The organism is Staphylococcus sp. FSL K6-3157 (genome assembly GCF_038005145.1).
GTDB lineage: Bacteria > Bacillota > Bacilli > Staphylococcales > Staphylococcaceae > Staphylococcus > Staphylococcus equorum.
Map to the genome: position 1 here is coordinate 658,992 of NZ_JBBOSM010000001.1, position 12,441 is coordinate 671,432.

Consider the following 12,441-nt stretch of genomic DNA (forward strand, 5'->3'; position numbering starts at 1 on the left):
ATGAAAACGAATCAAGTGGAAAGTATAGACCAATTGTTAGTTCAATATTTTAATAATACAAGTGAAAAAATAGTATTTGTTGATAAATATGGTCAAGTGATAGCGATGAATAAAGCAGCGCATGATATTATTTCACCGGATAATGACTACCAAGAAATGACTAATACGATATGTAGTCGCTGTGATGGGTATACAAATGAATATGATTTACAATCATGTACAAATTGCTTTTTAGAAGCTGATTCAGTTGGAAATACAAGTTTTCAAGTATTTATGAAAACGACGCGTGGTACAGTTGAACCTTTTACAGCGACATATCAAACTATTGATGAAACAAAAGATATTAAAGCATTTACATTACAAAATGTTTCACCTCAAATAGAGCGTCATGACAAGATGTATCAGCGAAAAATGATGCAAAAAACGATATCTGCACAAGAAAATGAAAGAAAAAGAATATCACGTGAATTGCATGACAGTCTCGTACAAGAAATGTTAAACATCGATGTGGAATTAAGGCTGCTAAAATACCATAGAGAAATGCAAACTTTGGTAGATAATTCTAAGCGAATAGAAGGATTAATGTCCAAATTGATAGATGATATTCGTAATTTATCTGTTGAATTGCGGCCGTCATCTTTGGATGATCTAGGTTTAGATGCAGCATTTAAAACCTATTTCAAACAAGTTGAAGCCAATTATGGCATACGCATAGAATATCACTCTAATCTAGCTTCACATCGCTTTGATAGTGAGATTGAAACAGTCGTATATCGTGTTGTTCAAGAGGCATTGTTTAACGCAATAAAATATGCTGGTGTAGATACTGTTGATATTGATTTACATGTAAACGACTATAAATTAATTGCAGAAATTATAGATAGAGGCAAAGGTTTTATTAAAACGGATCAACCACAAGGTACCGGATTAGGACTTTATGGTATGAATGAACGCGCAGAACTCGTTAATGCAGAAGTAAGTATAGATACACAGATTGATAGAGGTACTATCGTTACATTAGAAGTTCCAATATAAGGGAATAAGGAGAAATTAATTTTGAGAATAGTGATAGCAGATGATCATGCTGTTGTGCGCACAGGATTTTCTATGATTTTAAACTATCAAGAAGATATGGAAGTCGTTGGGACGGCAGCTGATGGTGTAGAAGCGTACCAGAAAGTAATGGAATACAAGCCAGATGTTTTAATTATGGACTTAAGCATGCCACCGGGTGAATCAGGGCTTATTGCAACAAGTAAGATATCTGAGAGTTTTCCAGAAACAAAGATATTGATATTAACGATGTTTGACGATGAGGAATATTTATTTCATGTATTAAGGAATGGCGCAAAAGGCTACATTTTAAAAAATGCTCCAGATGAACAGCTTTTATTGGCTATAAGAACCGTTTACCAAGGTGAAACTTACGTAGATATGAAACTCACAACATCGCTAGTAAACGAATTCGTTAACAATTCGTTTCAAGATACTCAAGCGAGTAATGATCCATTTAAAATTTTATCTAAAAGAGAAATCGAGATTTTGCCATTAATTGCAAAAGGATATGGCAATAAAGACATCGCTCAAAAGTTATTCGTCTCTGTCAAAACGGTGGAAGCACATAAAACACATATCATGCAAAAACTAGACTTAAAAACAAAACCTGAATTAGTTGAATATGCAATGAAGAAAAAACTAGTCGACTTTTAAATCACATAGATTCATCAATATAGTGTTAGCGCGAAAAATGATTGTTCTATTCAGTCATTTTTTCGTGCTAACTTTTTTTATAAAAGATTTATTTACTGTGCTGTGAAACCAAAATATAAAGTAATAATAATGGTTGATGAATATAGGGGAAACCACACATTAACTTAAGGGATAATCCTTATGTTAATTTTTTCACAATAAACATAAAATGAAAGTGTAGCTAGTATTTTGTAAACAAAAAGCAATTTTCAATTCGCTTATATAACACCAGTTTTAACTTTCATAAACATTAAATAATATCCATATTTTTTAATTATTGAGTAACTGCGAAATACTGGCTATTTAATCATTGAAATTAAATAGATGAAAATGAAGGTGAAATGAATGAACAAAGCAAGTGGTGGTTTCCAACTTAGCTTACAAACGCTAAGTCTTGTAGTTGGATTTATGGCATGGAGTATTATATCTCCATTAATGCCTTTTATCTCCCAAGATATTAATATCACGGGGAATCAACTTTCAATTATTTTAGCAATACCCGTTATATTGGGTTCTATTCTAAGAGTGCCATTTGGATATTTAACTAATATTATTGGTGCTAAATGGGTGTTTTTCTGTAGCTTTATTATTCTATTATTTCCTATTTACTTTTTAAGCCAAGCCCAAACGCCGGGCATGTTAATGGCTTCTGGTTTCTTCTTAGGTGTTGGGGGCGCAATTTTCTCAGTCGGTGTCACATCAATTCCTAAATATTTTCCTAAAGAAAGAGTAGGACTTGCTAATGGAATATATGGTATGGGGAACATTGGTACTGCAATTTCTTCATTTTTAGCTCCAGTTATTGCAGGTATGATTGGCTGGCAAACGACAGTTAGAGGCTATTTGATTGTTATTGTTTTATTTGCAATTTTAATGTTTCTTCTGGGTGATGCGAATGAGAAAAAAATAAAGGTGCCACTCGTTAAGCAGTCTAAAAAATTAATGAAAGATCTTAAGCTTTATTATTTATCATTATGGTATTTTATTACATTTGGTGCTTTTGTAGCGTTTGGATTATTTTTACCGAATTTTTTAGTTCAAAACTTTGGTATTAGTGAAGTAGATGCTGGTATTAGATCTGGTATCTTTATCGCGTTAGCCACTTTTTTAAGGCCATTAGGTGGGATTTTAGGAGATAAATTTAATGCAGTTATTTTATTAATGATAGATTTTGTATTTATGATTATAGGTGCAATTATTTTAGGGTTTTCAAGTCATATATTATTGTTTACAATCGGTTGTTTACTTATTAGTATATGTGCAGGTACTGGTAATGGTCTCGTGTTCAAACTCGTTCCATTCTATTTTGCCAAAGAATCAGGAGCAGCGAATGGTATTGTTTCAATGATGGGCGGACTTGGTGGTTTCTTCCCTCCAATTGTCATATCTTATGTCACAATGATGACTGGTACAAGCCATTTAGCATTTATATTTTTAGCATTCTTTGGTGTTATAGGCATCATTACCATGCTACATATCGTAAAAAAAGACAATTTGAGACTGATTTCTTAAATATAGAAAAAATAAGAAAACAAATAGCGCTACATTACCATAAATTGGAAATGTAGCGCTATTTATTATCTATGAATGTTTAGTCTATTTTGATGTTTGATTTCGGTTGTTCTTTTTGCTCTTTTTTAGGCAACGTTACAGTGAGTAGGCCATTTTCATAAGAAGCTTTGATACTACTATCATCAACATTTTCAAATGGGAATTGGCGGCTCAAATCACTATGGTTACGTTCTTGGTGTACTGCACGTTTAGTGTCGTTTTCATCTTGAACTTCGACAATTTGCTTACCTTCAATCGTTAGCAAATTATTTTCAAATTCTAAACTAATATTTTCTTTTTTAATACCTGGAAGTTCAGCTTCAACGATATAGGCATTGTCTAATTCTTTAATATCTGATTTAATACTCTCATTGCCAGGAAATTGTTCGAAAATTTGTTTTCCAAAATCTCTGAATAAATCACCTGGATTTACATCGATAAACGGATTGTTAAAATTTTTATTTTCAAAAGTCATGCTACATCTCTCCTCAGCGTAGTTTAATTATTATATTTAATCGAATGGAATTGAAGTTTAAGTTATAAAAAGTATAAAATTAAAGTGAACACTTAGTTTACCTTACAAATACATTATAATAAAATAGTCAAAGAAAATCAAAGTCAAACTATTAATCATTGTATTCACATTATTTTAGCATGAAAGTTGAAACATTTTAAAATGAAACGTTAAGATGCAGAGAATGCTTTATAACAAGTGTTGGATAGTTAAGTTTCAGGAGTAAAGTAAGTAAGTGGGTGTTGTAGTAAGTAGGATTAAAAAGAGGTGAGTCGAAGATAAAAATGTTATGTATGTATTACATTGTCCCATTTAACCTCAACAAACCCCATATGATTTAAATATCTTTCGCGAAATGTTTATTAACAAATTTTTGCAATGTATCTTTTAAGTCTATAGCTTCATCTATGTCCATATCGAATTCACTAAAAACTTTTTTTGAAACTTTTGAAAGCGGTTCTTGCACGTTTGTCCCTTTATCAGTAAGTGCAATTTGTAAGTTACGTTCGTCATCAATCTCACGAGTTCTTGTTACATAACCTTTTTTCTCAAGTTTTTTTAACAAAGGTGTAAGTGTTCCAGAATCTAAAAAGACACGCTCACCAAGCGTCTTAATATTAATTTTTTCGTCCACCTTAATTGCGAGTAAGACAATATAACCTGTATATGTTAAATCATACTCTTTTAAATGAGAAGTATACTTCTTAATTATTTCTTTAGAAGAAACATAAAATAGAAAGCATAGTTGCTGTTCTAGGTAGCTGTCCTTTTCCTCCATTTAATCACCCCTTTTGAAATTTAACCATATTATGAACACCATTCATTGTCAAGGAACGGTTGCGCACCTTTAGATATAGCTTTTTATACTATTTTTTAACTATTATCTTATTAAATAAGTAAAAATTTAATACTATAACATTCCGTACGTCTTAATTACTTGAATTCATATAAAGATTATAGGCTTTAAATCAATACGACTAAACTTGAAATAGGATTTATGTATTAAATGATATTAAGAAATGTTAATTTGATGTTTGGGTTGCTCTGAAATATAAGGAGATTTTGTTACAAAACAGTTATAACGCTTTATAATTGTATTATAATCAGTCATACTATTACTATTATCAATTTGAATGAGCGAATATTAATGATTTGAGTAAGATATAACTTACATATTAAGTTAATGACTTACTTTACTATAGAAAGATATCGCGTTAACTAGAGGAGATTATAAATGAAGACATTTTTTAAAATTATGGGTGTATTACTTGTAGCGCTTATAATTTCAATTGTATTATTCTTTGCCATGAGAACATACCAAGGGCATAAACACTTAGAATTGGTTGATCATTATATGGAAGATCAAAATTTGACAGAGAAAATTAAATCTGAAGAAACACTGTACAGTGCTAAAAAAGGTTTGTTTTATAAAGAAGTTAAATTTAAAGATGATCCAAAACATACTTATGTAGTTCAACCAATCAGCATGACTACAGGAATTGTAGTCCAAGGTTTTGATCCGGAGACAAATAAAGATATCAAAGGTGCCAAACATAATGCATTTAAAAAAGATTATAAAATTAAAGACTAACTAAGAAAATAAAAACGTAGACAAACCAAGTGCTATATAAGCATTTGGTTTTTTTAGGTGGTATCTTTGAAATAATATTTGTTCGTTAATTTTATTAATACTTCTTTTTTACAGAGACTATATAGATTAAAAAAAGAGCAGTAAATCTCTATTTAAGAAAATTTAACTGCTCTTATATATGTGAGTAAAGAAGTTAAGCACTTACATAAACCTGTGGATTACATGCCTTTCATTTCACCCATGTCATGAATTTTCATCATTAAGCCATGTGGCATATCGTCATGATCGATAACTTCCATTTCACTATAAGTATCGTCACCTTCAGCTTTTACTAATTTAACAAAATCTCCGCTCTTAGGTGAAAATCCAGATTCAGAAGGTAACTTCACATCTTTTTCTATCTTTTTATCTTTCTCGCTGATTACTTTTTCAGCTGTTGTACTGTTTTCCATATAGCCATAGTAAGTCTCTTTTGGACCACTAGACATCATCATAACGACTAAAACAATAGCAACAATTAACATTACTGAACTAATAACAATTGCAAACATTTTTTTGTTTTTCAAAGTTGAAATCTCCTTTATATCCGTTTCTTCTTTTATATCTGAAATGCTAAAATAATGCAATTATAAAGTGGGTAATTTTATTCGATTTATAATGAATAGTACTATTTTAGACTTATTTATAAGATAAGCTACATTAAGTGTAACATTGATTGCTATTTAGAATGGTGAGATACGTATATACTTTAGCTCGTCATAATGAAGTTCAAATTCTAGGAGATCAGTTGTTCGTATAAATTGTTTTATCTCGGCTTTTGGCGTATTTGCTTGTTCTATATGACGTAAAAGTGTGCGTTCGATATACGTTTCATTTAATAAAGGTGGTAGGGCGTAATCAATAAAACCATGTTCTCTGTTAAGTGTTTGTATAAATAGCATTGCCTTAGTAGGTAATACATGAGGTCTTAGGACAAATTTATGTACTTCTTGTGGCGAAAAGCGATGTTTCAATGAATTAAATAATAAGATGTGTATATTTTGAAAATCCTTAAAAACGATATAATTTTCATGAATTGATAAAGGTTTACCAATAAAAGGTTTCACAATTTGATATAGATATATTAAAGGCTCACATATTCCGTGACGATTCATTAATGCAATATCCATATTATCTTTAGCCATTAATTCGTAACCTACACCACTTCCTCGATTGAGCATAATTAATATATGGCACATTAAGTCGGCAGTTTCTAAGGGAGTATTTTCTTTATATAATTTAAAACACTTTTTGGTGAGTTTGGTATATACAAATTTAGAGGTGTGAATTTGAGATGCGTCAATGAGTTGATTATAATAGTCAAAATAGCTCATTGAGTGATTAAACATATTACTCTTTTTATTAAGCAATGATTGGACCTCTTTTTGTTCAATATCAATAAAGTAAAAATCAAAATTGAATCTGTGTAATATATCAAATGCACTTTTTAAGAAATGTGTTTGTTTGATTACACCTTCTACTGTTATAGCTAGTTTTATACGAATATTTAAATTTTTTACTTTAATATATAAACGGTTAATTTCTTTTAATGACAAATGTTCAGCATCGAAAAGCATTATAAAATTAGAGTTAGATTGTTGATAATGATACTCATTTTTATATTTTAAATACTGTAAGATGATATCTTGAATAAATTTAAATTGATGGCTAGATTTAACCCTAATTGCGATGCCTACATTATTTGAAAATAATGAGTCAATGAAGTCAATCAAGCCAGTGAAATTCAACTTTTCTAAAGCGAGCTTACTAACATTGTTAATCATTAAATAGGATTCGGATAAATCAGTGAAATTGAGGTTAGTGTTTAAAGTTGATTGAACGATATCCATCAGATCATCAATGTGAATAAAAAGCGTCGGTGTTTTTGCAGTATCTTTATAGGTTAATTGATCCAATTCGATGTTGACTTGATTAGATGACAATGGCTTTTCTACTGAAATAGATTCGAAATAGGGGATATAATTACTAACGTCTTTGTTAATTAGCTTCACAGGGATACGCTGTAATACCATGAATTTTTTCCTGTATTCTTTAGGTGTCATATTCAAGTGTTTTTTAAATTGATGTGTATAATTTGGATAATGGTTAAATCCCATATTTTCTGAAATGGCATGGATTGTCTCCTTACTATGAACTAATTCTGCTAAGGAGGAGGCTATCTTTAAACTAGCAATATAATGTTTAAAACTTATGCCTAAGTATTTCTTGAACAAAATAGAGATATACGGTGCCGATATATAAAAAGAATTAGAAATATCTTTTGAAAAAATAGGCTGAGTTACGTGAGCTTTAATAAATACAGTAATTTTATTTAACAAGTTACTTTCAGATTGAATAGAAGGTACATAAATAAAATCTTGTTTAATTTTAGCTTCTTTATTTAAAATGGTAATAATTTCAATGATATTTGAAGATTTCGTATCATTTAAGCGACTTAATTGCTCAATCATAGTTAATGTTAAATATTTGATATATTCACTAGAATTTATCAATTTGAAATTATAATAACAATGAAAGAATGATTGATCTATTTCCGCAAATTGCTGTACAGGTATTGTTAATTCAACAAGTTGTTCAGCGTTCGTTATTTGATATAAATCACTATGATTGATAACGGTAAGATTGCTGCCAACAGACTCATGTTTCCCATTGATCACGACGTCAAGTTGGTTATTTAAAGAAAATAACAAGATTACTCGGTCGATACAACGTCGTGTGTATGTACTTAAATATTCATGAATACATAGTGTTGTACTTTCCATCATAAAAGCAACTCCTAATAGAAAAATGATTTGTTAAACAGATTACATTATATAATAAAATGTTGTGAACAGTAATACTTTAAATATAAATATTTTTGAATATAATGTTGTTATAAAGATGTAAAAATTAAATTTAGAACAATGTAAAATGAGGTACGTATAAATTTTTACTATACAATAACGAATTTTTAATTCATATACGTATTATTTAGAGGAGGTTATTCATTATGAATCATATTTATTCCAATTTTTATACCACAAATAATAAAATAACTGATTTAAAACCTTATATATTAGGCATTGTTCTTCATGATGATGCTGAGAATTATGCTGCCAAAGATTATATAGATTGGCTAAATAATAGAATCGAAAAAAATGAACTTGAAAAAGGATGGGCAAGTGTTTATGTAGATCAGGATACTTGCTATTGGTTTCACCCAACAGAATATGTTGAATGGCATTGTGGTAACATCTATGCTAATACACATTTTATAGGTGTAGAACGATGCCAATCTAAAAGAGATGGTGTGCTTACAGATCAAGAATTTATGAAAAATGAAGAAGTTAGTTTTTGGGTTGCTGCACTATTATTAAAAAAATACAATTTACCAGTTAACAGAAGTACCGTTAGAATACACAAAGAATTTTTTGAAACTGAATGTCCTGACAGAGCATGGAAGATTCATCTAGAAGATGCACAGACAAATTCAGAATCTATACTAAAACTAAAAGATTATTTTATAAGTAAGATTCAAGGCTATTATAATAATGTTGATGATGCTGAACTCGAAAATATGGGCTGAACATCATTTAGTAAGTGGTATATATATCGTAGAATAAGCGGTGTAAAAGTTCATTTAGCTATTGCGTAATTTATTGGAACCGGTTACAATAAAAATATTCATATTTATGGAACCGGTTCTATTTAAATGGGAGGTATAGAGATGAACTATAAAAAATCTGCTACAGAAATACTACAAGCAATCGGTGGAGAAGAAAATATAGATGCGATGGCACATTGTGCCACACGATTACGTCTTGTTCTTAAGGATGAAAGCTTAGTAGATGAAAAAGAATTATCCGAAATGGATGTTGTGAAGGGAACATTTTCTACTGGTGGCCAATATCAAATTATTATAGGTTCGGGTACTGTGAACAAGGTATTTGCAGAGTTAGAAAGCATAACAGGTAAAGAAGCTGCTACGACAACAGAAGTAAAAGCAGAAGGTAATAAAAACATGAATCCATTCCAGAGATTTGTGAAAATGTTATCTGATATATTTGTACCAATTATCCCTGCAATCGTAGCAGGTGGTTTATTAATGGGAATTAATAATATTCTAACAGCACCAGGTATTTTCTATGATAAACAGTCATTAATAGAAGTACATAATCAATTCAAAGGTCTGGCAGAAATGATTAACATTTTTGCGAATGCACCGTTTACGCTACTGCCAATTTTAATTGGATTTAGCGCTGCCAAACGCTTTGGAGGAAACGCTTTTCTTGGAGCAGCCTTAGGGATGATTCTTGTGCATCCAGAGTTAATGAGCGCCTATGATTATCCCAAAGCTTTAGAAGAAGGGGAAGAAATACCTTCTTGGAATGTGCTTGGTTTAGAAATAAATCAGGTAGGTTATCAAGGGCAAGTATTGCCAATGTTAGTAGCTGCTTATATTTTAGCTAATTTAGAAAAAGGTTTACGTAAAGTAGTACCAGCTGTATTAGATAATTTATTAACACCGCTACTTTCAATTTTAGTTACTGCATTTTTAACATTTTTATTTGTTGGACCCATCACACGCACGTTAGGCTATTGGTTATCTGATGGACTAACGTGGTTATATGAATTTGGTGGTGCAATTGGCGGACTTATTTTTGGTTTGCTATATGCGCCAATTGTAATTACAGGCATGCACCACAGTTTTATTGCAATTGAAACACAATTGATTGCAGATAGTGCGTCTACAGGTGGTTCATTTATTTTCCCAATAGCAACGATGTCTAATATAGCGCAAGGTGCAGCAGCTTTAGCCGCTTTCTTTATTATAAAAGAGAACAAGAAATTAAAAGGCGTAGCATCTGCTGCGGGCATCTCAGCACTTTTAGGTATTACGGAACCTGCAATGTTTGGAGTGAATCTAAAATTAAGGTATCCATTCATTGGAGCAATTGTAGGTTCAGGTATTGGTTCAGCTTATATCTCATTCTTTAAAGTTAAAGCAATTGCTTTAGGTACTGCAGGACTTCCAGGTTTTATATCTATTAGCGGTCAGAATAATGGTTGGTTACATTATGGTATTGCGATGCTCATTACCTTTATCGTAGCCTTTGCGGTTACGTACACTTTATCTTTTAGAAATAAATATAAAAATGAAGCAGGATAATTATATAAATTCTAGTGAGATTTAGACTTTTGCTATAACGCATAAAAACAAACCCAACGTTAATTACAACGTGGGTTTGTTTTTATGTTAAATATCAATTTTTAGGATGCCTTCAAAGCTTTTGTTTACGCCATAAAAATGCGCCAACAATCGTCACGATGACTAATGAAATAGCAATAACAATGAGCCATGATACATAGCTGTGATCATCTATAGGTAAGGGTACATTCATACCAAAAAAACTAAATACTAATGTAGGTAAGGTTAAGAAAACAGTAAACAGCGTTAATGTCTTCATCGTATTGTTCATTTCATTAGAAAGCAATGAAGCATAAGAGGTTGTAATACTCTCTAAAATGTCTGTATATAATTTTGTGGTTTCTAAGGCTTGGTTATTCTCGATAACCAAATCTTCCAACAAATCTTCATCTTCATCGAAACGCTTAATTGCAGGTAGTCGAAATAATTTTTTGATAATGGCTTCATTGCCTTTAAGTGCCGCAAGAAAATATACTAAACTTTTTTCTACTTCCATTAAATTATAAAGTTGTTTATTCGTGACATTATTTTTTAAATCACGTTCGATGCGTAATCTTGTTTTATTAAGTAATCTAAGATTTCTATTATAGTGATTGGCAATTGTCAGTAATATATTAAGTGCAAAGCGACTATGAAAATGTAAATTAATATTTTGACGACTAAAGTTCTCGAGAAATTCATTTTCAGTATTACAAACAGTTATTATTTTTTTATTGCCAATGATGATACCTAATGGAATAGTAATAAAGGAAAGTACTTTTAAGTTTGTATCATTAACAACTGGTATATCGAGAATGATCAGTGAATACCGTGTATCTTCATCATACTCGACACGAGCGCTTTCTTCTGTATCTAATGGGTCACGAACAAAGTCATCTGGAATACCGTATAAATTTATTAAAGAATCAATTTCTTCCCAATTTGGATCTACTACATTTATCCAAGAAGCGGATTGATCTAATGGAGATTCAACTATCTCATGTGTTTGTGTGTGTTTATATGCAGTAATCATAATACAAATAGTTCCTTTCTCTAAAATTCTTTTTAATACTAGCGAAGAAATACAAAGATGACAAGTTTACTTTGTATGATCAGTATGCTGGTGCTCATTTGCCATAAGACGTAAAGGACCATTAAAGATAATTTTAAACAAATAATCAACTACCGTATCTGGATCCATTCTATCTTCATCTTGTACCCAATATTTTATAAACGAAACTGTGGCCCCATTTACATAACTATGAAAATAACCAATAGGAATATCAGAAACGGTATTACTAAAAGGTATGCTTTTTTTCATATTATTTAACATTAAATCAGAAATTTTTTCTTCTATTTTACTTTTTCTATCAAGTTTAAAAATCACTTTATAAAATTCAATATTGTCATATAAATAAGTAATGATATTCTTTAAAACTTCCTCTGAAAATGCTTTGGCAAATGCTTCAACACTTACATCATGCATGATGACTTTTTCGAATACAATTCTATCGGCTAACCTTGATATAAATTCATCTTCCATATCAGAAAGTAAAATGTACTTATCTTCATAGTGTAAATAAAAAGTACCGCGGTTGACATCGGCTAATTGGGTAATATTTTGTATTGTAATTTTTTCTAACTCTTTTTCTTCAAGTAATTGTATAAAAGCAGTTTTTATCGCTGATTTAGTTTTACGTACACGTCGATCTTCTGGCATAGTAGTCACCTCATTTTAGTTAATTAACAATATGTAATGATATGTTGATAAAAAGACAATATGATTGTTATTGCATATTGAATATTCTA

Annotated in this window: 12 protein-coding genes; 6 read left to right on the forward strand and 6 right to left on the reverse strand. The window is 30.6% G+C overall.

Translation table 11 applies throughout. From position 1 onward, the window contains the following. The 3 genes from MHB47_RS02920 (at position 1) to MHB47_RS02930 (ending at position 3,261) form a co-directional block, all read left to right on the forward strand. Positions 1-1,035, forward strand: coding sequence for a sensor histidine kinase (locus tag MHB47_RS02920; protein ID WP_069813308.1), 1,035 nt, complete (start codon positions 1-3; stop codon positions 1,033-1,035). Between the two features lie 21 nt (positions 1,036-1,056). Further along, positions 1,057-1,710: a nitrate respiration regulation response regulator NreC gene (gene nreC / locus MHB47_RS02925; protein ID WP_002506810.1), complete on the forward strand. Its 654-nt coding sequence runs from the start codon at positions 1,057-1,059 to the stop codon at positions 1,708-1,710. Positions 1,711-2,094: 384 nt separating this feature from the next. Continuing rightward, positions 2,095-3,261, forward strand: coding sequence for a nitrate/nitrite transporter (locus MHB47_RS02930; protein ID WP_056935867.1), 1,167 nt, complete (start codon positions 2,095-2,097; stop codon positions 3,259-3,261). 79 nt (positions 3,262-3,340) lie between these two features. Here the strand turns inward: MHB47_RS02930 and MHB47_RS02935 are convergent, their stop codons facing one another. Next, positions 3,341-3,775, reverse strand: a complete 435-nt coding sequence (locus MHB47_RS02935; protein WP_002506812.1) for an Hsp20/alpha crystallin family protein — start codon at positions 3,773-3,775, stop codon at positions 3,341-3,343. Positions 3,776-4,151: 376 nt separating this feature from the next. After that, a complete protein-coding gene (locus MHB47_RS02940) occupies positions 4,152-4,592 on the reverse strand; it encodes a MarR family winged helix-turn-helix transcriptional regulator (RefSeq protein ID WP_065338657.1) in 441 nt (146 codons plus the stop codon). 456 nt (positions 4,593-5,048) lie between these two features. Here MHB47_RS02940 and MHB47_RS02945 point away from each other — a divergent pair, with 456 nt between their 5' ends. Next, positions 5,049-5,405, forward strand: coding sequence for a DUF3139 domain-containing protein (locus MHB47_RS02945; protein ID WP_021338508.1), 357 nt, complete (start codon positions 5,049-5,051; stop codon positions 5,403-5,405). 218 nt (positions 5,406-5,623) lie between these two features. Here MHB47_RS02945 and MHB47_RS02950 read toward each other — a convergent pair whose 3' ends face one another. Next, the gene (locus MHB47_RS02950; RefSeq protein ID WP_002506815.1) at positions 5,624-5,971 is read right to left on the reverse strand and encodes a DUF4889 domain-containing protein; all 348 of its coding nucleotides are present in this window, start codon (positions 5,969-5,971) and stop codon (positions 5,624-5,626) included. Between the two features lie 156 nt (positions 5,972-6,127). Then, positions 6,128-8,230 carry an AraC family transcriptional regulator Rsp gene (rsp, locus tag MHB47_RS02955; protein WP_340755030.1) on the reverse strand — a complete coding sequence of 701 codons (2,103 nt, stop codon included), beginning with the start codon at positions 8,228-8,230 and terminating at the stop codon, positions 6,128-6,130. Positions 8,231-8,454: 224 nt separating this feature from the next. Between rsp and MHB47_RS02960 the strand changes: the two genes are divergently transcribed. Together MHB47_RS02960 and MHB47_RS02965 are read left to right on the forward strand one after the other, a co-directional pair. Then, a complete protein-coding gene (locus MHB47_RS02960) occupies positions 8,455-9,030 on the forward strand; it encodes a peptidoglycan recognition protein family protein (RefSeq protein ID WP_064783463.1) in 576 nt (191 codons plus the stop codon). A gap of 141 nt (positions 9,031-9,171) precedes the next feature. Beyond that, positions 9,172-10,614, forward strand: a complete 1,443-nt coding sequence (locus MHB47_RS02965; RefSeq protein WP_340755033.1) for a sucrose-specific PTS transporter subunit IIBC — start codon at positions 9,172-9,174, stop codon at positions 10,612-10,614. Positions 10,615-10,726: 112 nt separating this feature from the next. Here the strand turns inward: MHB47_RS02965 and MHB47_RS02970 are convergent, their stop codons facing one another. Beyond that, the gene (locus tag MHB47_RS02970) at positions 10,727-11,665 is read right to left on the reverse strand and encodes a magnesium transporter CorA family protein (RefSeq protein ID WP_340755035.1); all 939 of its coding nucleotides are present in this window, start codon (positions 11,663-11,665) and stop codon (positions 10,727-10,729) included. Positions 11,666-11,731: 66 nt separating this feature from the next. Then, positions 11,732-12,352 carry a TetR/AcrR family transcriptional regulator gene (locus tag MHB47_RS02975; RefSeq protein ID WP_340755038.1) on the reverse strand — a complete coding sequence of 207 codons (621 nt, stop codon included), beginning with the start codon at positions 12,350-12,352 and terminating at the stop codon, positions 11,732-11,734. Positions 12,353-12,441 lie beyond the last annotated feature (89 nt).

What these genes read in the sequence shown, in the direction of transcription:
- MHB47_RS02920 (WP_069813308.1), top strand. Translation starts at nt 1, where the DNA reads ATGAAAACGAATCAAGTGGAAAGTATAGACCAATTGTTAGTTCAATAT.
- MHB47_RS02930 (WP_056935867.1), top strand. Translation starts at nt 2,095, where the DNA reads ATGAACAAAGCAAGTGGTGGTTTCCAACTTAGCTTACAAACGCTAAGT.
- MHB47_RS02935 (WP_002506812.1), bottom strand. Translation starts at nt 3,775, where the DNA reads ATGACTTTTGAAAATAAAAATTTTAACAATCCGTTTATCGATGTAAAT.
- MHB47_RS02940 (WP_065338657.1), bottom strand. Translation starts at nt 4,592, where the DNA reads ATGGAGGAAAAGGACAGCTACCTAGAACAGCAACTATGCTTTCTATTT.
- MHB47_RS02945 (WP_021338508.1), top strand. Translation starts at nt 5,049, where the DNA reads ATGAAGACATTTTTTAAAATTATGGGTGTATTACTTGTAGCGCTTATA.
- rsp (WP_340755030.1), bottom strand. Translation starts at nt 8,230, where the DNA reads ATGATGGAAAGTACAACACTATGTATTCATGAATATTTAAGTACATAC.
- MHB47_RS02960 (WP_064783463.1), top strand. Translation starts at nt 8,455, where the DNA reads ATGAATCATATTTATTCCAATTTTTATACCACAAATAATAAAATAACT.
- MHB47_RS02965 (WP_340755033.1), top strand. Translation starts at nt 9,172, where the DNA reads ATGAACTATAAAAAATCTGCTACAGAAATACTACAAGCAATCGGTGGA.
- MHB47_RS02970 (WP_340755035.1), bottom strand. Translation starts at nt 11,665, where the DNA reads ATGATTACTGCATATAAACACACACAAACACATGAGATAGTTGAATCT.
- MHB47_RS02975 (WP_340755038.1), bottom strand. Translation starts at nt 12,352, where the DNA reads ATGCCAGAAGATCGACGTGTACGTAAAACTAAATCAGCGATAAAAACT.